We start from the raw sequence: 18,332 nt of genomic DNA, 5'->3' as shown, positions 1-18,332 counted from the left end.
GTCAGACCGTATCCGTCCGGGAGGAACCCGTCACCAGGGTCCTCGTCACTTGGTGTCCACCGGTTCCGTGCGGCGCCCCCGCCGCCTCCTCGACCTCCAGCAGCGAGGCGCCGCGGCGCTCGGCCTCGAAGGCCGCGTGGCCGCCGCGCAGCCCGAACAGCCGCTTCGCCAGCAGGATGTAGAGGACCGCGAGGAGGTTGAGGACGAGCGTGCCGATCTTGAGGTAGCTCACCTTCTCGGTGAGCTCCCAGACCTCCAGCGGCAGGAAGGCCGCCGTCGCGACCACCGTCAGGTACTCCGCCCACCGCTTGGCCGCCCACAGCCCGACGGCCTCGACGATCTCGATCACCGCGTACGCGAGCAGCGCGCCCGCCACGATCAGCAGCGTCGAGTGCCGGTACTCGAAGGTGCGGCGGATGGTGTCCACGACGGGGGAGTGGTCGAGGTCGTAGTGGAAGTGCCCGAAGACCGGGCGGAAGACGGTGAGGTACTCCTCGAAGAACCGGCGCACCGAGTCCTGCGAGTTGCTGAACCGCCACACCGCCCAGGCCGCGACGACGATGAACAGCCCGCGCAGCAGCCGCTCGACCGCCAGGAAGCGCAGGATGAACAGGTCGCGCAGCGCCCGGCCGCGCGGTACCTCCGGCGCCCGGTCGGCCGGTCCCGAGCCGTGCGGCGCGCCCAGCGCGAAGTCGCCGCACCGCAGGCAGCGCCAGACCTCGCCCAGCGCGGTGTCGGCACGCAGCCGCTCCCGCAGGTGCGCCTCGTCCGGCGCGTACGTGATGTGCCCGCGCCGGGCGCAGTGGCGGCGGTCCCAGTCCAGTTTCATCCCGCTTCTTCCTCGAGAGGGCGGTTCGTCGTCCGTCGAGGAGGGGGACGCGTTCGGCGCGCCGATGGTTCACCTGTTCCCCCGGGGGCCCCGGGGGCGGGGCGGCCACAGGGCCGGGTGATAATGGGTGGACCACTTGTGATCACGTTCACAAGCGTCTCTGTCGCAGTGCCGAAGCCCGCCGCAGTCCCTGTCCCGATAGTGAGGTCCCGTGGACACCAAGACCGCCTCCGCCCTGAACCGGCTCCGCCTGGTCTCCGCTCCAGAAGCGGTGTCGTTCCTGCTCCTGCTGATCTGCTCGGTGCTCAAGCGCACGACGGACTTCGACGCGGTCCCCGTGATGGGGATGGTCCACGGCATCCTCTTCATCCTCTACGTCCTGTTCTGGCTGGACGCCTGGAACCGCGCCAAGTGGCCGCTCGGCCGCGCCGCGCTGTACTTCGTGCTCTCCGTCCTGCCCACCGGCGGCTTCTTCGCCGAGCGCAGGCTGCGCCGCGAGGCCGAGGACAGCGTCATCGCCGCCCGCGCGCGCAAGGAGCTGAAGGAAGGCGTGGTCGAGGCATGATCGTCGCCTTCTCCGTCACCCCGCTCGGCGTCGGCGAGGACGTCGGCGCGTACGTGGCCGACGCGGTCCGCGTGGTCCGCGAGTCGGGCCTGCCCCACCGCACCGACGCGATGTTCACATCCGTCGAAGGCGAGTGGGACGAGGTCATGGACGTCGTCAAGCGCGCCGTGGCCGCCGTCGAGGCCCGGGCGCCGCGCGTTTCCGTCGTCCTCAAGGCCGACATCCGGCCCGGCGTCACGGACGGGCTCACCTCCAAGGTGGAGACCGTCGAGCGGTACCTCGCGCAGTAGGCCCGCCCGCCCTTCGGGCGAAAAGACGCGGGCTGCGGAGGGGAGGGCGGGGGCCCTGCCTCGTTTGCAGTGCGCCCGAAGGGCGCGAGACGGCGCGACACCCGAACGACCCCCCACACCCCCCACAACCGCCGTGGCCGGCAGCGCCGGTCAGTCACCGACGAGCGCGCTGCCCAGCGGGGTCCGCTCGTACAGCACCTGGTGCCCGTAGCGGCGCGAGGTGAGCAGGCCCGCCTCCCGCAGGACCGCCAGGTGCGCCGACACCGACGACAGGGCGAGGCCGTGCCGGTGGGCGAGCGCGGTCGTGGTGGCCGGTTCGCCCAGACCGCCGAGGATGGCGGCGCGGTTGGCCCCGATGAGCCGCACCAGGGCCTCCGAGGCGGCCTGCGGTGCCTGCCACAGCCCGCCGATGCCGCGCGCCGGGTAGACGACGGTGCCCTGCCAGGGCGGGTCGAAGCCCGCCGCGAGGTCCGGCCACACGAAGACGCTGGGTGCCAGGACCAGTCCGTCACCGCCCAGGTCCCGGTCGTGCTCGGTGGGCTTGTGCAGCGTGAGGGTGTCGTCGGCCCAGCTCAGCGACGGGTGCAGGTCGGCGAAGAGTCCGGTCAGCCCGCCGTCCGCGAGCCGGCGCGCACGGAAGGCGATGTCCGCCTCCAGCACCGCGCGCAGCCGGGGCCAGTACGGGGCGATCAGCGCTTCCCAGGCCCGCTCGTACAACTCCGCCAGCTCCCGCACCGCGCCTGCGGGGTCGGCCAGCATCGCCCGGCCCTGCGGGGTGTCGGCGGCGCCCGGGGTGTCCGCCAGTGAACGGGCCAGGTCCTGCCGGGCGACCTCCGGGTCGGTGGCCCGTACCCGGGCGAGCTCGTCCTCGATGGCCGCCGAGGGGCCCTGCGGGGGCGGGCAGAGGAAGTCCGGGCTGTGGCCGCGGCGGGGCATCAGCAGCCACAGCGGAGTGAGGTCCAGCGTCCGCGCCGCCTCATGGGTCTGCCGCAGCCAGGGCAGGTGGTACGCCTGCAGCCCGGGTTCCTTGAGGGTGCGCACGGCGCCCTCCGTCTCCCACAGCGGGGAGATCGCGAACCGGCAGCGCAGCAGGTCGTCCGGTCCGAAGCGCATGCGGAACGGCACGGCACACCTCCTGCTCCTCGGGACCGGCCCGTGTCCCGGCTGCGGCCTGACTTTCGGCTGGAGCCGAAACACTACGGCGTGCCCCCTCCCGCCCGCCAGGCTGCGCCCATGACGCTGAACACCGACACCACCGCGGCCGGGCAGGCCGCCGGGCGCGGCTACCGCGCGGTCTTCGCCGTACGGGAGTTCCGGGCCGTCTTCGCGGCACACGTGCTGTCGCTCCAGGGCACCGTGGTCGCCGAGATCGCGCTGTCCGTGCTGGTGTTCCGGCTCACCGGCTCCCCGCTGCTGACCGCGCTCACCTTCGCGCTCGGCTTCGTGCCGTACGCGCTCAGCGGCACCCTGCTCGCCGGGATCGCCGACCGCTTCCCGCCGCGCCGGGTGCTCGTCGTCTGCGACCTGCTGTGCGCGGTGTGCGCCGCCGGGATGGTGCTGCCCGGGACGCCGATCGCCGTCCTGCTGGGGCTGCGGTGCGTGATGGCGATGATCGCCCCGGTGTTCACCGGCACCCGGGCCGCGAGCCTGGCCGACATCCTGCCCGGCGACACCTTCGTGCTGGGCCGGTCCCTGATCCGCATGGTGGCCCAGGGCGCGCAGATCGTGGGCTTCGGCATCGGCGGGTTCCTGCTGGTCGTCCTCCCGCCCCGGGCCGCGCTGGCGATCACCGTGGCGGCCTTCCTGGGCTCCGCCCTGCTGCTGCGCCTCGGCACGGCGCGGCGCCCGGCACGCGGCGTCGGCGCGGCGCGCTCCGCCGGCGGCAGCGGCCGCCTGATGCGGGACCCCCGGGTGCGGGCGCTGCTGCTGCTCTGCTGGGTGCAGCCGTTCTTCGTGGTGTTCCCCGAGGCGCTGGCCGCCCCGTACACCGACTCCATCGGCGCCGGCACGCCGGGTCTCGGCCTCTTCATGGCGGCGATGCCCGTCGGCACCGTCCTCGGCGAGCTCCTCGCGGGTGCCTTCCTGCCCCCGGCGGCCCGCGCCCGCATCACCGTCCCCCTCGCCGCGTGCTCCCTCCTGCCGTACGCCCTCTTCGCCTTCCGCCCCTCCCTGCCCCTGGCCGTCGCCGCGATGTTCACCACGGGCCTGACGGCCGCCTACACCCTCGGGCTCGACCAGTGGTTCGTGGCGGCGGTGCCGGAGGCGTTGCGGGGGCGGGCGATGACGTTGCAGTCGGCGGGGCTGATGACGATCCAGGGTCTGGGGATGGCGATGGCGGGTGCGTCGGCGGAGTTCGTGCGGCCGCACGTGGTGACGGCGTCGGCGGCCGGGGTGGGTTCGGTGTGCGTGCTGGTGGTGCTGGCGCGGGTGCGGGGGACGGCCGCCGGCGGGAAGTGAGGGGCCGGGGGGTGAACGCGTGCTCGTGGTGCCGCGGACCGTATGGGGCGGTCCGCGGCACCACGAGTGATGGGGGTGCCGGTCGGGTCAACCGGTCGTGGGTCAGCTGACGTTGACGCCGGTCCATGCGGCGGCGACCGCGTTGTACTCGGCGGAGCCGCTGCCGTACAGGTCCTTGGCCGCGCTGAGGGTCGCGGTGCGGGCCTTGGCGTAGTTGGTGGACGAGGTGAAGTACACCGTCAGCGCGCGGTACCAGATCGCCGCGGCCTTGGCGCGGCCGATGCCGGTGACGGTGGAGCCGTTCTTCGTCGGGCTGTTGTAGCTGACGCCGTTGATGGTCTTGGCGCCGCTGCCCTCGGAGAGCAGGTAGAAGAAGTGGTTGGCGACGCCCGAGGAGTAGTGGACGTCGAGGTTCTTCACCGAGGACGACCAGTAGTCGGCGGAGGCGCCGTCCTTGGACGGCTTGTCCATGTACCGCAGCGGGCTGCCGTCACCGTTGATGTCGATCTTCTCGCCGATGAGGTAGTCGGGCGTGTCCGAGCGCAGGTTCTCGTAGAACTCCACCATGGTGCCGAAGATGTCGGAGGTGGCCTCGTTGAGGCCGCCGGACTCCCCGGCGTAGGTCAGGCCGGCCGTGGCACTGGTGACGCCGTGGGATATCTCGTGGCCCGCGACGTCGAGGGCGGTCAGCGGGTGCGTGTTGCCCGAGCCGTCGCCGTAGGTCATGCAGAAGCAGCTGTCGTCCCAGAAGGCGTTGACGTAGTTGCTGCCGTAGTGGGCGCGCGACAGGGAGCCCTTGCCGTCGTTGCGGATGCCGGAGCGGCTGAAGGTGTTCTTGTAGAAGTCCCAGGTCGCCGCCGCGCCGAACTGGGCGTCCACGCCGGCCGACTGGCGGTTGGTGGCGGAGCCGTTGCCCCAGACGTCGTCGGTGTCGGAGAAGGTGGTCCCGGTGCCGCTGGTGCGGTTGTTCAGGTCCGTGGTGTAGATGCCGCCGCGGCTCGCGTCCTTGAGCGTGTAGGTGCTGCCGGACTTCGTGGTGGTCAGCGGGACCGAGCCGACGTGGACGCCGGTGCCGCTGCCGGTCTGGATGCCCTCGTAGCGCTGGATCACGGCGCCGGTGGCGGCGTCGGTGATCACGTTGAGCGCGCTCGGGGTGCCGTCGGCCTGCGTGCCGTGGACCACGGTCCGGTAGGCCAGGCGCGGCGTGCCGCTGACGGCCCAGACGACCTCCTGCGGGGCCGCGGCCTCGCCCACCGCCTTCAGCGGCTCCTCGCCCTTGACGAGGGGGGTCTTCAGCAGGCCCTTGACCGTGGACGTGGCCTTCTCCCGGGCGGCGGCGGCCGTGACGGAGGGCGTGAGTGTGGCGGGTGCGATTCTCGTGGTGACCGCGCGCGAGACGGACCGGGTGGCGCCGTTCGCGTCCTGGTGCACCACCAGGTCGCCGCCGAGCACCTCCAGGCCGGCGTAGGTGCGGTCGTAGCGCAGGTGACGGGTGCCGTCCGGGTCGACGACGGCGTCCCTGACGGTGAGTTGCTCGCGGTCGCCCAGGCCGAGGCTCCCGGCGAGGCCGGCGGCCTGGCCGCGGGCGTCGGAGAGGGCCTGCGCGTGGGAGGCGGCGATGCCCTGGGCGGTGGGGGCGCTCTGGGCGGTCGCGGTGAAGGACTGGAGACCGCCGGCGAGGAGCGCCGAGGCGGCGGCGAGGGTGCCGATTGCCAGCTTCTTGCGCAATGTGACTCCTTGGGTCCCGTCGCGTGGGGGCGACGGGCGAGGACCCCGGTCGTGTGGGGGACCGGGGCGGTGTGGGGGTAGCGCGGTGTTCCGCGCGCCAAAGAGCCTCGCACCGAACGGCGGGTTGATGACAGGTGCATTTCATGTCTTGGCCGGTTCGCACGACGGCGGCCCCCGCCCATGCGGCCATCTCCCGGCCCAAAGGGTGACAACTCCATCCGAGGAGTAGGGGAAACCCTCCCCGGGGAGGGCGGCTTTCCGGTCACGATCCGGTTCCGGGGTGGCCGAAACACCGCGGTAATACGTGTGACGGGATCCCGGCGTACGATCACCCGCGCCATGGCGCCGGCGGACGGCGCCGTCCCGCCCCGCGAGACGCCGCTGCCCAGCATGTGACCGACGGGTAGGCTCGGGCCTGTGCCCAAGCCGCTGAGCCTGCCCTTCGACCCCATCGCCCGTGCCGACGAGATCTGGACCCGGCGCTGGGGGCGCGTGCCCTCGATGGTCGCGATCACGTCGATCATGCGGGCCCAGCAGATCCTGCTCTCCCAGGTCGACTCCGTCGTCAAGCCCTACGGGCTGACCTTCGCCCGCTACGAGGCCCTGGTGCTGCTGGCCTTCAGCAAGGAGGGCGAGCTGACGATGTCCAAGATCGGCGAACGGCTCATGGTGCACCCCACCTCGGTCACCAACACCGTCGACCGCCTGGTCGCCGCCGGCTTCGTCGCGAAGCGGCCCAACCCGAACGACGGCCGCGGCACGCTCGCCTCCATCACCGCCAAGGGCCGCGAGGTGTGCGAGGCCGCCACCGAGGACCTCATGGGGATGAAGTTCGGGCTCGGCGCGTACGACGACGAGGAGTGCGCCGAGATCTTCGACCTGCTGCGCCCGCTGCGGATAGCCGCGGGGGACTTCGAGGAGTAGGGCGCCCCCGGCGCCGGGCCGGGGGACGGTGCCGGAATCGCACCGGTTAGGCTCGTCGCCATGAAAAGCAGCGTCCTGACCCGGTACCGGGTGATGGCCTACATCACCGCCGTCATGTTGCTGGTGCTCTGCACCTGCATGGTCTTCAAGTACGGCTTCGACACCGGTGAGGGGGTGACGCTCGCCGTCTCCCAGGTCCACGGTGTGCTGTACATCATCTACCTGGTCTTCGCCTTCGACCTGGGCTCCAAGGCGAAGTGGTCGTTCGGCAAGCTTGCCTGGGTGCTGCTGTCAGGGACCATTCCCACCGCCGCGTTCTTCGTCGAGCGCAAGGTGCGCCGCGAGGTCGCCCCCCTGGTGGTCCCCGCGGGTGAACCCGTCAAGGTCTGAGACCGGCCTGACCAGCTACTTCCTCCCCTCGTTCGACGGACGGGGGGATCCGCCGTCGACAGGTACTAGGACGTCCTAGTATTTTCGCCTTGTAGGGGGCATCCTCGTGGTACGGGGACCGGCCCGGTGGGCGAGAGAGGCGGAGACACGGCATGGACGCTGCAGCCATCGAGGAGGGGCGCAGTCGCTGGCAGGCGCGCTACGACGCCGCGCGCAAGCGCGAGGCCGACTTCAGCACGCTCTCCGGCGACCCGGTCGAGCCCGTGTACGGCCCGCCGGCGGGCGCCGACGTACCCGGCTTCGAGCGGATCGGCTGGCCCGGCGAGTACCCCTTCACGCGCGGACTGCACCCGACCGGCTACCGGGGCCGTACGTGGACGATCCGCCAGTTCGCCGGCTTCGGCAACGCCGAGCAGACCAACGAGCGCTACAAGATGATCCTCGAGGCGGGCGGCGGCGGTCTGTCGGTCGCCTTCGACATGCCGACCCTCATGGGCCGCGACTCCGACGACCCCCGCTCGCTGGGTGAGGTCGGCCACTGCGGTGTCGCCATCGACTCGGCCGCCGACATGGAGGTCCTCTTCAAGGACATCCCGCTCGGCGACGTCACCACCTCCATGACGATCTCCGGCCCCGCGGTGCCGGTCTTCTGCATGTACCTGGTGGCCGCCGAACGCCAGGGCGTCGACCCCGCGGTGCTCAACGGCACCCTGCAGACCGACATCTTCAAGGAGTACATCGCGCAGAAGGAGTGGCTCTTCGCCCCCGAGCCGCACCTGCGCCTGATCGGCGACCTGATGGAGCACTGCGCGGCGGGCATCCCGGCGTACAAGCCGCTGTCGGTCTCCGGCTACCACATCCGCGAGGCCGGCTCGACGGCCGCGCAGGAGCTCGCGTACACCCTCGCCGACGGCTTCGGCTACGTGGAGCTGGGCCTGTCCCGCGGACTGGACGTCGACACCTTCGCGCCGGGCCTGTCCTTCTTCTTCGACGCGCACCTGGACTTCTTCGAGGAGATCGCCAAGTTCCGCGCCGCGCGCCGGATCTGGGCCCGCTGGATGCGCGACGTGTACGGCGCGAAGACCGACAAGGCGCAGTGGCTGCGCTTCCACACCCAGACCGCCGGCGTCTCGCTGACCGCCCAGCAGCCGTACAACAACGTGGTCCGCACCGCCGTGGAGGCGCTGGCCGCGGTCCTCGGCGGCACCAACTCGCTGCACACCAACGCCCTGGACGAGACCCTGGCGCTGCCCAGTGCCCAGGCGGCGGAGATCGCGCTGCGCACGCAGCAGGTGCTCATGGAGGAGACCGGCGTCGCCAACGTGGCCGACCCGCTGGGCGGCGCCTGGTACGTCGAGGCGCTGACCGACCGCATCGAGGCGGACGCGGAGAAGATCTTCGACAAGATCAGGGAGCTCGGCGCCCGCGCCGTGCCGGACGGCAGGCACCCGGTCGGGCCGATCACTTCGGGCATCCTGCGCGGCATCGAGGACGGCTACTTCACCGGGCAGATCGCCGAGGCCGCCTTCGAGTACCAGCGCGCCCTGGAGAAGGGCGACAAGAAGGTCGTCGGAGTCAACTGCCACACCGGCTCCGTGACGGGCGACCTGGAGATCCTGCGGGTCAGCCACGAGGTCGAGCGCGAGCAGGTCCGCGTGCTCGCCGGCCGCAAGGGCGAGCGCGACGACGCGGCGGTCCGCAAGGCGCTGGACGCGATGCTGACCGCCGCCCGGGACGGCAGCAACATGATCGAGCCGATGCTGGACGCGGTGCGCGCCGAGGCCACCCTCGGCGAGATCTGCGGCGCCCTGCGCGACGAGTGGGGCAGCTACACGGAGCCCGCCCGCTTCTGAAGCGGCACGCGACACACGGCACGCCGCACCCCGCACGCGACGAAGGACACGGGGCCCGGCGGGAACACGCGCTGTTCCCGCCGGGCCCCGCTCCCGTGCCCGCCGCCCCCGGAGCCCGGGGGGCGGCGGGCACACCGCTCAGAACTGCTCGACCCAGTACGGCTGCAGGGTCATCCAGCCGTTGCCGCGGGCGCCGTAGCGGGTGCCGTTGTCGCTCTGCGCCAGCGTGTACCAGGAGTCGACGTAGTCCGGGTCGTCGGTCCACCAGTCGTCCGGGACGGCGTCCAGGACCGCGTTCACCAGCGGGATGTAGGTGCCCTGGTCGGCGATGGTCAGCAGGACCCCCGCGATGGCCTTCGCCAGGTCGCGGTAGTTGGTGCTGCCGTCGTCCTCCATCATCACGGCGTCGGCGAGGTTGTACTTGTACAGCGACCAGTTGACCAGGATCTGGTTGGGGCTGTACGTCGTCCCGTCGTTGTCCAGGTACGGCATGTCGACGGGGTCGACCCGTACGACGCCGTCCTGGCCGAAGCCCGTGACGAGGGTGTAGATCTCGGCGTCGCCCTTGACCCACGGCTCCTCGTCGTCGGAGAGCCGGACCTGGGTGATGCGCGTGGTCCAGAAGCCGGCCCCGGCCGCCGAGGCCGAGGAGGACTTCGCCGCGGAGCGCGGGGCGGCGGAGGTCAGGCCCTGCCGGTCCAGCTCGCCCTGGAGCACGTCCAGGCCGGCGGCCAGCGCCTTGGAGCCGTCGATGTCGACGACGTACACCGGGTGGGTGGGAGCGGTACGGGCGTCGAGCCGGTGGGCGCGGCCCCGGCTGTCGTAGGCGGTGACGGTGCGGACGTCCTCGTCCGAACTGGCCGCGGCCACCCAGGGGGTGACGCCGGAGGCCAGCGCACCGCGCATCGAGTCGTCCCCGAGGCGCAGCCGCAGCAGGGAACCGACGTCCGCGCCGAGGCCCTTGGCGGCGGCGATCCGCCGGTCGGCGTCGGCGAGGGTCGACCGCAGCCGCGGCCCGGCGAGTTCGGTGACGGCCACCTCGTCCGAGGCGAGTGCCGCGTGGCGGACACGGGCGCGCCACGAGGCGTCGGAGAGGGAGCCGGCGATGGCGCGTGCCGCCTGGTCCTCCGCCACGGTGACGGCGGACGACGGGGCGTGGGCGCGCGAGGTGGCGGTCGCCGGGAGCGCGGTGGCGCTCTGGGCGGCCGTCAGGGCGATCAGCGAGGCGGCGACGGTGGCCATGGTGGCGACGACGCCGCGCCGACCGGTGTGAGGGTGTCTCACGTGGATCGATCCTCCTGGGGGCGAGCGATCAATGGACGCGCTGACAAGGTGGAACGAGGGAACGCCGAGCAACGGCCATGCCTGGCCGCCGGGTTGTCTATGCGAGTAGATGACCCGCCGGTAAGCATGACGATGACATGCCATGCGGGCAAGGGGTGTTGAGGCTTCGGTGGCGGAAGACCGGTCGAACTCCGGGCGACGGCTAGATCGTCGGGGCTGCCGCGAGGCCCCCCAGCAGGACCGTGGTGAAGCGGGCCGCCCAGTCGGCGTCCACCGGTTGGCAGCTGACGAGGGCGCGGTGCACCACGGCCCCCGCGATGACGTCGAAGATCAGGTCGACCTGCGGGGCGGGGTCGCCGTCGTCCGGCGGGATCTCCCCGCGTTCCTGCGCGCGCCGGCGGCCCTCGACGACCAGGCGCTTCTGCCGGTCGACGATCGCCTCCCGGATCCGCTGCCGCAACGCCTCGTCGTGGGTGGCCTCGGCGACCACCGCCATGAGCGCGGTCCGGGTGGCGGGCTGTTCCAGCAGGGCGGCGAACTGCAGGACGACGCCCTCCACATCGGCCCGCAGGCTGCCGCGGTCGGGCAGTTCCAGCTCGTCGAAGAGCGCGGCGACCGCGTCCACGACCAACTCGTTCTTGTTCGCCCAGCGCCGGTAGAGGGTGGTCTTGGCCACCCTCGCGCGGGCCGCGACGTCACCCATGGTGAGCTTGCCCCAGCCGAGCTCGACCAGGGCCTGCCGTGCGGCGTCCAGGATCGCCCGGTCGGCCTCCGCGCTGCGGGGACGTCCGGTCCTTCTGCCTGTTTCACGCGCGCACATGGCTGGGAACCCTATCCCCGTTGCGTGGGATGCGACCGTACAGTTACGCTACGGGTCGTATCGAAAGGATGACGGCCACCGCGCGCGGACGGGGACCTCGCGCCGAGCGGTGCGTCATCGTTCCGCGCCGGAAGTGGCGCTTTCGGGGGGCGATTCCCCGGGAACCGCGACGAGGGGGGAGGATTGGTCTCATGCAGCCACGGAACATGTCCATGAGCGGCGTGGTCGACCTCGCCGCGGTGAAGGCGGCCGGAGAGGCCAAGGCGAAGGCCGAGCAGGCCCGCGCGGAAGCCGCCCGCCACGGGGGAGCGCCCGCCGCCCCCGCCCTGGTGACCGAGGTCACCGAGGCCACCTTCGAGAGCGATGTACTGCAGCGTTCCACCGAGGTCCCGGTCGTCGTCCACTTCTGGACCGACCGCGCGGACGCGAGTGTGCAGTTGCAGGAGACGCTGGAGCGGCTCGCCGGCTCCTACGCGGGCCGGATCGTCGTCGCGAAGATCGACGTCTACGCCAACCAGCTGCTGGTGCAGCAGTTCGGCGTGCAGGGCATTCCCGCGGTGTTCGCGGTGCTGGCCGGCCAGGCCATGCCGCTCTTCCAGGGCGCCGCTCCCGAGGACCAGATCCGTGAGGTGCTGGACCAGCTGGTCGCCGTGGCCGAGCAGCGGTTCGGCATCACCGGTGTGCCGGTCGAGGAGGGCGCCGAGGTGCCGGTCGTCGAGGAGCGGCCGCCCAGCCCGCAGGAGATCGCGCTCTCGGCGGCACACGACGCCCTGGACCAGGGCGACCTCGGTGGCGCGATCCAGGCGTACCGCAACGTGCTCTCGGACGACCCGGCCAACGCCGAGGCGAAGCTGGGCCTGGCGCAGGCCGAGTTGCTGCAGCGGGTGGAGGGCGCCGACGCGCAGGCCGCCCGCAAGGCCGCGGCCGACGCCCCGGGTGACGTGGCGGCGCAGATCGCCGTGGCCGATCTGGACCTGGTCGGCGGCCATGTCGAGGACGCCTTCGGCCGCCTGGTGGACACGGTGCGGCGCACCGTGGGCGAGGACCGCGACACCGTACGGCTGCGGCTGCTGGAGCTGTTCGAGGTGATCGGCGCCGACGACCCCCGGGTGACGGCCGCCCGTGCGGCCCTCGCGCGAGTGCTGTTCTGACCTGATCACATAAGGTGGCGGTGCCTCGAAAGCCATTTCGAGCCCGGTACAGGACCGGCCGCGCTTTACCAAATCTTGATGAAGCGCGGCCGCTGTTACTTCCGGTAAGAGAGTGACGGCACTCTGTCCGGAACCATCACCCGATGGGTGATTTTCACACCCTCATCGCAACTACTCAGTGTAGCGACTATGGTCTAGACCATATCTCCTGGGTTATCGCACCGTTACCCGCTAGTAACGACGCCCCTTGTGCAGCGGCGCCGAATGGACCACGATCGGCCAAGCCCGGTCCGTCGCCGAGAAGTCGGCATCCAGCCGTCCGATCGCGAGCGGGTCCCCACCGGGCCGGACCGCCGAAGCTGTGCCAGCAGCGGACGCGGACCGGGGACAGGGGGGTCTCTGCCGTCCGGCAGGGCCTGTCCAGCAGGTTGCGCGAGAGCGTGGCCATGTGGTTGTCGCTCGGGGGTGATCGCCGATTTTCGGACAGTGTCGTCCGCTCTTTCCCGCGTGACGGCCGTCGATACGGCGCTCTCCTTCCCGAGGACGTAGCACTTCTCCCATCCCGCCGCAATCCCCACGATTCCGGCCGGAGATGTACGTCCGAGAAGGAGGAAAGTCATGGAGTCGCTCATCCGCGGCGGTACCAGATGGAAGCGGTTCGCCGTCGTCATGGTGCCCAGCATCGCGGCCACCGCGGCGATAGGCGTGGCCCTGGGTCAGGGCGCGCTCGCCGCGTCGTTCAGCGTTTCCGGCCAGCAGTTCAAGGTCAAGGCCCAGGACCTGGACGGTGACGGCTTCGTCCAGTACGGAGCCCTGGACATCCAGCACGGCGGCAAGCCGATCCCGGTCGCGGTCTCCGCGTTCGACTCGGCCACGATCACCGGACTGTGCCAGTCCGTGGTCGTGCCGACGCCGATCGGCGACGTCACGCTGAGGCTCGGCGCCGGCAACGGCGGCAAGAAGGTCGAGGCGAAGAACCTCTACATCGACCTCGACCAGCTCGACGCCGATGCGGAGTTCACCGACATCAACATCGGTGTCGCCGCTGAGGACACCCAGCAGGGCCCCGGAGTGAAGGCCGGCGACAAGATCGTCCCCGGCTCCTTCGCCCAGGAGGCCCGTAAGGCCCACCTCACCGGTGTGGAGCAGACCGCCTGGGCGACCAGCGCGGGCACCTTCAAGCTCAGCGGGTTGAGCATGTCGGTGAAGATGGGTTCCGGCCCGAAGATCGAGTGCTTCTAGCCTGACCGGAGGGGGTGGGGGGCACGGGATGCCCCTCACCTTCCTCACCCCCGACTCTTCTCAAGAAACGCCAGTCCCAGGGAGCTGTTTTCCATGAGCGCCGAGACACACGGACTGAGGGGCCGGTTCGGCTATTGGCGGTTCCGCTTCCGCGTATGGCGCGGGCAGCGGCCGTTCTGGGCGGGCCTGCTGACGCTGCTGGCCGGACTTCCCATCGCGTACTTCCCGTACGCCCATCTCTCGCTCGGCGCGCTGAGCCTGACCATGGCCACCACGGCCGGGTCCGGTTCGCTGATCATCGGCGTGCTGCTGGTCGTGCTCGGCCTGACCATGTGGTTCCAGTCGGCGGTGCGCGTCTTCTCGGGCGTCGCGTCGATCCTGCTGTCGCTGGTGTCGCTGGTGGTCTCCAACTTCGGCGGCTTCCTGATCGGCTTCCTGCTGGGCCTCGTCGGCGGTGCCCTCGCCGTCTCCTGGGCCCCGGGAGCACCGCCCGCCGAGGGCGGCGCGGACCCGGCGGAACTGCCCGGCAGCGGCACGGGCGACGACGGCGACACCGGCTACGTGCCGCCGCCCGGCTCCCCCTACGCGGCGGCCTACGGCGAGTACCCGGCGGACCCGGACGCCGGTCCGGCCGCCGACCAGGCAGGCACCGCGCCGCAGCACCCGGTGGACGGCGCCGAGACCGTAGACGCGAACGGGAGGCACAGTGCGGGGTGATGAGGTCCAGCCCGCTTCCGGGGTCGCCGCCGGCAGCGGCACCCGTGAGAGAACGGGGCCGCGGCACGCGGCACCGAGGAAGTCGCTGCTGACCAAGCTGCAGATGCCCGCGGGCAAGGCGATAGCCCTGGCCGCGATGCCGACGGCGGTCCTGATGGGCATGGGACTGACCCCGAGGCTGGCCTCTGCCGACGAACTGCCGAGGAACCCCTTCTCGGGCACGAAGTGCGTCGAGCAGCCCGACGAGCCGTCGCAGTCCGCGACGTCCGGCGCCACCCCGTCGAGCGGCGCCACCAAGACCCCGACCCCGACCGCGACCCCGTCCGGGGACCCCTCGTCGCACGACCCCTCCACCGGTTCCGGTGACGGGGGCGGCAAGGGCGAGGAGGGCGGCGGCGGTTCCTCCGGCGGCTCGGGGACGACGGCGCCCGACCCGTCCGCCTCGCCGTCGGCGACCAAGCAGAGCAACCCGCTGGACCCGCTGGGCGTCGGCGACGCCCTGGGGGACCTGCTGGGCCTCGGCAAGAAGAGCGGGGAGGCCGCCACCGCGACCCCCACGCCGTCCACGACGCCCTCCCCGGGCGCCACGTCGGCCGCTCCCAAGCCGAGCGCCTCCACGGGCACGGTGAAGAAGAAGGCCGAGGACACCACCGAGGCGCTGAAGAAGACCGTGTCGGAGGCGGCCGACAAGCTCTCGGAGACCACCGGGAAGGCCGCGGACGCCCCGGACCCCGCCGAGAGCACCCCGGCGGTGTCCGAGGACGGCAAGACCCCGTTCCCGTGCCCGACCCACGACGCGCAGGCCCTGGCGGACGCCGCCTACCAGGAGACGCAGTCGCTGCTGCCGGACGACCCCTGGGTCCTGCGCAGCAGCCTGCTGACCCTGACCGGGCTCGACTACAAGGGCATCGTCGAGGTCAAGACCTGGAGCGGGAAGGTCAAGAAGGTCCTGAAGTTCACCGCCACCGGCGTGGACATCAAGGACCTGAAGCAGGAGGTCGTGGGGCCGAACGGCACCGTCGGGCACGTGGACGCCCGCAAGGGCAGCACCTCGACGATCCGCAACGGCACGGTGACGATGTACACCGAGTCGCTGAAGGGCAACCTCTTCGGGCTCATCCCGATCGAGTTCACCCCGGACACCCCGCCCCCGGTCAACGTGCCGGCCGCGTTCTTCACCAACGTCACGGTCGTGCAGGCCGGACAGTTCGGCGGCACGCTGAGGCTCCCCGGCATGCACGTGTACAACACCGCGGACTGAGTCCGCGAACGGTCCGGCCGCGTACGACCCCTCCGGGAACCGCGCACGACGAAACGGCGGAGGGCGCCGTCCCCGCAGGGGGAGGTGCCCTCCGCCGTTCCCGTGTTCCGGGCGGCCCGGCGGCCGGTCAGACCGCGCGGTGGCCGAGGTGGTGGACCCGCACCAGGTTGGTGGTGCCGGGGACACCGGGCGGGGAACCGGCCGTGATGATCACGGTGTCGCCCTCGGTGTAGTCGCTGAGCTTCAGCATCTCCTGGTTGACGATCTCCACCATCTCGTCGGTGGTGTTCACGTGCGGGACGACGGTGGTCTGCACGCCCCAGGTGAGCGCCAGCATGTTGCGCGTCGACTCGTCGGTCGTGTACGCCACCACCGTCTGCGGCACGCGGTAGCGGGCCAGACGGCGGGCGGTGTCGCCGGACTTGGTGAAGGCGACCAGGGTCTTGGCGTCCAGGTAGTCCGCGAGCTCGGCGGCGGCGCGGGCGACGGCGCCGCCCTGGGTGCGCGGCTTGCGGCCGTTGAGCGGCCACAGACCCTGCTTGAGGAGTTCGACCTCGGCCGCCTCGATGATCCGCGACATGGTCTTCACGGTCTCGATCGGGTACTTGCCGACGCTGGACTCGGCGGACAGCATGACCGCGTCCGTGCCGTCCAGGATCGCGTTGGCGACGTCGGAGGCCTCGGCGCGGGTCGGACGGGAGTTGGTGATCATCGACTCCATCATCTGGGTCGCGACGATCACCGGCTTGGCGTTGCGGCGGCAGAGCTCGATCAGCCGCTTCTGCACCATCGGGACCTTCTCCAGCGGGTACTCCACCGCCAGGTCGCCACGGGCCACCATGACGCCGTCGAAGGCCGCGACGACGTCCTCCATGTTGTCGACCGCCTGCGGCTTCTCGACCTTGGCGATGACCGGCACGCGGCGGCCGACCTCGTCCATGACGCGGTGGACGTCGCGGACGTCCTTGGCGTCGCGGACGAAGGAGAGCGCCACCATGTCCACGCCCATGTGGAGGGCGAAGCGCAGGTCCTCGACGTCCTTCTCGGACAGCGCGGGCACGTTGACCGCGGCGCCGGGCAGGTTGATGCCCTTGTGGTCGGAGATGACGCCGCCCTCGACGACCAGGCAGCGGACCCGCTGGCCCTCGACCTCGATCACGCGCAGCGCGACGTTGCCGTCGTTGATCAGGACGGGGTCGCCGGCGCGGACGTCGGCGGGCAGGCCCTTGTAGGTGGTGCCGCAGATGGTCCGGTCACCGGGGACGTCCTCGGTGGTGATGACGAACTCGTCACCGGCGACCAGCTCCACGGGACCGTCCGCGAAGGTCTCCAAACGGATCTTGGGGCCCTGGAGGTCGGCGAGCACGCCGATGGCACGTCCGGTCTCCACGGAGACCTTGCGCACCCGCTGGTAGCGCTCCTCGTGCTCGGCGTGGCTGCCGTGGCTGAAGTTGAAGCGGGCCACGTTCATACCGGCCTCGGCCAGCGTCTTCAGCTGGTCGTAGGAGTCGACGGCGGGACCCAGGGTGCAGACGATTTTCGCTCGGCGCATGACGACGATCCTATCGGGTTTGTTCCGCTCCGGAATTTTCCCGTGCGGGGGAGGCATGGACGGTGCGGACGGCGGCCATAGAGTAGAGCCTCCGGGTGGCCCCAACGAGTCACCGGCCCGTCACCAGCGAGTACGTCTGCTGTGCGATCTCCAGCTCCTCGTCGGTGGGGACGACCGCGACCGCCACCCGGCTGCCGCCGGCCGACACCACGCGGGCGGCGCTGCCGCGCACCGCGTTGCGCACCGGGTCCAGCTCGATGCCCAGGGCCTCCAGCCCGCCCATGGCGGCGGCCCGGACCGCGGCGGAGTTCTCGCCGACGCCCGCGGTGAAGGCGATCGCGTCGACCCGGCCCAGCACGGCGGTGTAGGCGCCCACGTACTTGCGCAGCCGGTGGACGTAGACGTCGAAGGCGAGCTGCGCGGCCTCGTCGCCCTCGGCCATCCGGCGGGCGATCTCCCGCATGTCGTTGTCGCCGCACAGGCCGAGCAGGCCCGAGCGCTTGTTCAGCAGCTCGTCGATCTCCGGCACCCCCATCCCCGCGACACGGGCCAGGTGGAAGACCACGGCCGGGTCCAGGTCCCCCGAACGGGTACCCATCACCAGGCCCTCCAGTGGGGTGAGCCCCATCGAGGTCTCCACGCACTCGCCCCCGCGCACGGCCGAGGCGGAGGCGCCGTTGCCCAGGTGCAGCACGATGACGTTGACCTCGGCCGGGTCCCGGCCGAGCAGCCGCGCGGTGGCGCGGGAGACGTAGGCGTGCGAGGTCCCGTGGAAGCCGTAGCGGCGCACCTGGTGGGCGTCGGCGGTCTCCCGGTCGACCGCGTAGCGGTACGCGTGCTCGGGGATCGTGGAGTGGAAGGCGGTGTCGAAGACGGCGACCTGCGGCAGGTCGGGGCGCAGTTCGCGGGCGACCCGGATGCCGGTGACGTTCGCCGGGTTGTGGAGCGGGGCGAGCGGCACGAGTTCCTCGACGGCGGCGAGCACCTCGTCGTCGACCAGCGTCGGCGCGGTGAAGCGCGTGCCACCGTGCACCACCCGGTGCCCCACCGCGGCCAGTTCGGGGGAGTCCAGGCCGAGGCCCCGGGCGGCGAGCTCCGCCGCGACGGTCTTCAGCGCCTCGGCGTGGTCCGCGACCCCGCCCGGCTCGCCGATCCGCTCGACGATCCCGGCCGCCGGCCGGCTGCCGTCGGCCATGTCCAGCAGCTGGTACTTCAGCGACGAGGAACCGGAGTTGAGGACGAGGACGCGGGTGGCGGGCACGGTGCCTT

17 protein-coding genes are annotated in these 18,332 nt (G+C 71.7%); 10 read left to right on the top strand and 7 right to left on the bottom strand.

Features of this window, described 5'->3' with window-relative positions:
- Position 1: 1 nt before the first annotated feature.
- Positions 2-829, bottom strand: coding sequence for a DUF2127 domain-containing protein (locus ACZ7MY_RS16560; RefSeq protein WP_499602442.1), 828 nt, complete (start codon positions 827-829; stop codon positions 2-4).
- A gap of 211 nt (positions 830-1,040) precedes the next feature.
- On the opposite strand from ACZ7MY_RS16560, the gene ACZ7MY_RS16555 reads away from it, so the two are divergent.
- Together ACZ7MY_RS16555 and ACZ7MY_RS16550 are read left to right on the top strand one after the other, a co-directional pair.
- Positions 1,041-1,394: a DUF3817 domain-containing protein gene (locus tag ACZ7MY_RS16555; protein WP_499602440.1), complete on the top strand. Its 354-nt coding sequence runs from the start codon at positions 1,041-1,043 to the stop codon at positions 1,392-1,394.
- Positions 1,391-1,684: an MTH1187 family thiamine-binding protein gene (locus ACZ7MY_RS16550; protein ID WP_499514063.1), complete on the top strand. Its 294-nt coding sequence runs from the start codon at positions 1,391-1,393 to the stop codon at positions 1,682-1,684. Before ACZ7MY_RS16555 ends, ACZ7MY_RS16550 begins: the two co-directional genes overlap by 4 nt.
- Before the next feature lie 150 nt (positions 1,685-1,834).
- Here the strand turns inward: ACZ7MY_RS16550 and ACZ7MY_RS16545 are convergent, their stop codons facing one another.
- Positions 1,835-2,809, bottom strand: a complete 975-nt coding sequence (locus tag ACZ7MY_RS16545; protein ID WP_499602439.1) for an ArsR/SmtB family transcription factor — start codon at positions 2,807-2,809, stop codon at positions 1,835-1,837.
- Between the two features lie 108 nt (positions 2,810-2,917).
- Between ACZ7MY_RS16545 and ACZ7MY_RS16540 the strand changes: the two genes are divergently transcribed.
- Positions 2,918-4,141 (top strand): MFS transporter, encoded by a 1,224-nt coding sequence (locus ACZ7MY_RS16540; RefSeq protein ID WP_499602437.1) that lies wholly within the window; start codon positions 2,918-2,920, stop codon positions 4,139-4,141.
- Positions 4,142-4,243: 102 nt separating this feature from the next.
- Here ACZ7MY_RS16540 and ACZ7MY_RS16535 read toward each other — a convergent pair whose 3' ends face one another.
- Positions 4,244-5,869, bottom strand: a complete 1,626-nt coding sequence (locus ACZ7MY_RS16535; protein WP_499602434.1) for a M4 family metallopeptidase — start codon at positions 5,867-5,869, stop codon at positions 4,244-4,246.
- 417 nt (positions 5,870-6,286) lie between these two features.
- On the opposite strand from ACZ7MY_RS16535, the gene ACZ7MY_RS16530 reads away from it, so the two are divergent.
- The 3 genes from ACZ7MY_RS16530 (at position 6,287) to icmA (ending at position 9,036) form a co-directional block, all read left to right on the top strand.
- A complete protein-coding gene (locus ACZ7MY_RS16530) occupies positions 6,287-6,793 on the top strand; it encodes a MarR family winged helix-turn-helix transcriptional regulator (protein ID WP_319163135.1) in 507 nt (168 codons plus the stop codon).
- 60 nt (positions 6,794-6,853) lie between these two features.
- Positions 6,854-7,183 (top strand): DUF3817 domain-containing protein, encoded by a 330-nt coding sequence (locus ACZ7MY_RS16525; protein ID WP_499602432.1) that lies wholly within the window; start codon positions 6,854-6,856, stop codon positions 7,181-7,183.
- A 152-nt stretch (positions 7,184-7,335) separates the two neighbouring features.
- Positions 7,336-9,036: a coenzyme B12-dependent isobutyryl-CoA mutase large subunit gene (gene icmA / locus ACZ7MY_RS16520; protein WP_499602430.1), complete on the top strand. Its 1,701-nt coding sequence runs from the start codon at positions 7,336-7,338 to the stop codon at positions 9,034-9,036.
- Positions 9,037-9,174: 138 nt separating this feature from the next.
- Here the strand turns inward: icmA and ACZ7MY_RS16515 are convergent, their stop codons facing one another.
- Together ACZ7MY_RS16515 and ACZ7MY_RS16510 are read right to left on the bottom strand one after the other, a co-directional pair.
- Complete coding sequence (locus ACZ7MY_RS16515) at positions 9,175-10,320, bottom strand: DUF3103 family protein (RefSeq protein WP_499602428.1); 1,146 nt, start codon at positions 10,318-10,320, stop codon at positions 9,175-9,177.
- A 202-nt stretch (positions 10,321-10,522) separates the two neighbouring features.
- Positions 10,523-11,140, bottom strand: coding sequence for a TetR/AcrR family transcriptional regulator (locus ACZ7MY_RS16510; RefSeq protein ID WP_499602426.1), 618 nt, complete (start codon positions 11,138-11,140; stop codon positions 10,523-10,525).
- Between the two features lie 191 nt (positions 11,141-11,331).
- Here ACZ7MY_RS16510 and ACZ7MY_RS16505 point away from each other — a divergent pair, with 191 nt between their 5' ends.
- From ACZ7MY_RS16505 to ACZ7MY_RS16490, 4 genes are all read left to right on the top strand, one after another.
- The gene (locus ACZ7MY_RS16505; RefSeq protein ID WP_499602425.1) at positions 11,332-12,291 is read left to right on the top strand and encodes a tetratricopeptide repeat protein; all 960 of its coding nucleotides are present in this window, start codon (positions 11,332-11,334) and stop codon (positions 12,289-12,291) included.
- A 618-nt stretch (positions 12,292-12,909) separates the two neighbouring features.
- Positions 12,910-13,533 (top strand): DUF6230 family protein, encoded by a 624-nt coding sequence (locus ACZ7MY_RS16500; protein WP_499602423.1) that lies wholly within the window; start codon positions 12,910-12,912, stop codon positions 13,531-13,533.
- A gap of 93 nt (positions 13,534-13,626) precedes the next feature.
- On the top strand, positions 13,627-14,250 hold the full coding sequence (locus ACZ7MY_RS16495) for a DUF6114 domain-containing protein (RefSeq protein ID WP_499602422.1): 624 nt from the start codon (positions 13,627-13,629) through the stop codon (positions 14,248-14,250).
- Positions 14,240-15,511, top strand: coding sequence for a hydrogenase expression protein HypF (locus ACZ7MY_RS16490; RefSeq protein ID WP_499602420.1), 1,272 nt, complete (start codon positions 14,240-14,242; stop codon positions 15,509-15,511). The genes ACZ7MY_RS16495 and ACZ7MY_RS16490 overlap by 11 nt, the downstream gene beginning before the upstream one ends.
- Before the next feature lie 127 nt (positions 15,512-15,638).
- On the opposite strand, the gene pyk is transcribed toward ACZ7MY_RS16490, so the two are convergent.
- A complete protein-coding gene (pyk, locus tag ACZ7MY_RS16485) occupies positions 15,639-17,063 on the bottom strand; it encodes a pyruvate kinase (protein ID WP_499602418.1) in 1,425 nt (474 codons plus the stop codon).
- A 109-nt stretch (positions 17,064-17,172) separates the two neighbouring features.
- Positions 17,173-18,324 (bottom strand): acetate kinase, encoded by a 1,152-nt coding sequence (locus ACZ7MY_RS16480; RefSeq protein ID WP_499602416.1) that lies wholly within the window; start codon positions 18,322-18,324, stop codon positions 17,173-17,175.
- Between the last annotated feature and the right edge of the window lie 8 nt (positions 18,325-18,332).

The sequence above is a fragment of the Streptomyces sp. NPDC111520 genome (assembly GCF_055635295.1).
This window is presented reverse-complemented; position numbering and strand designations above follow the sequence as displayed.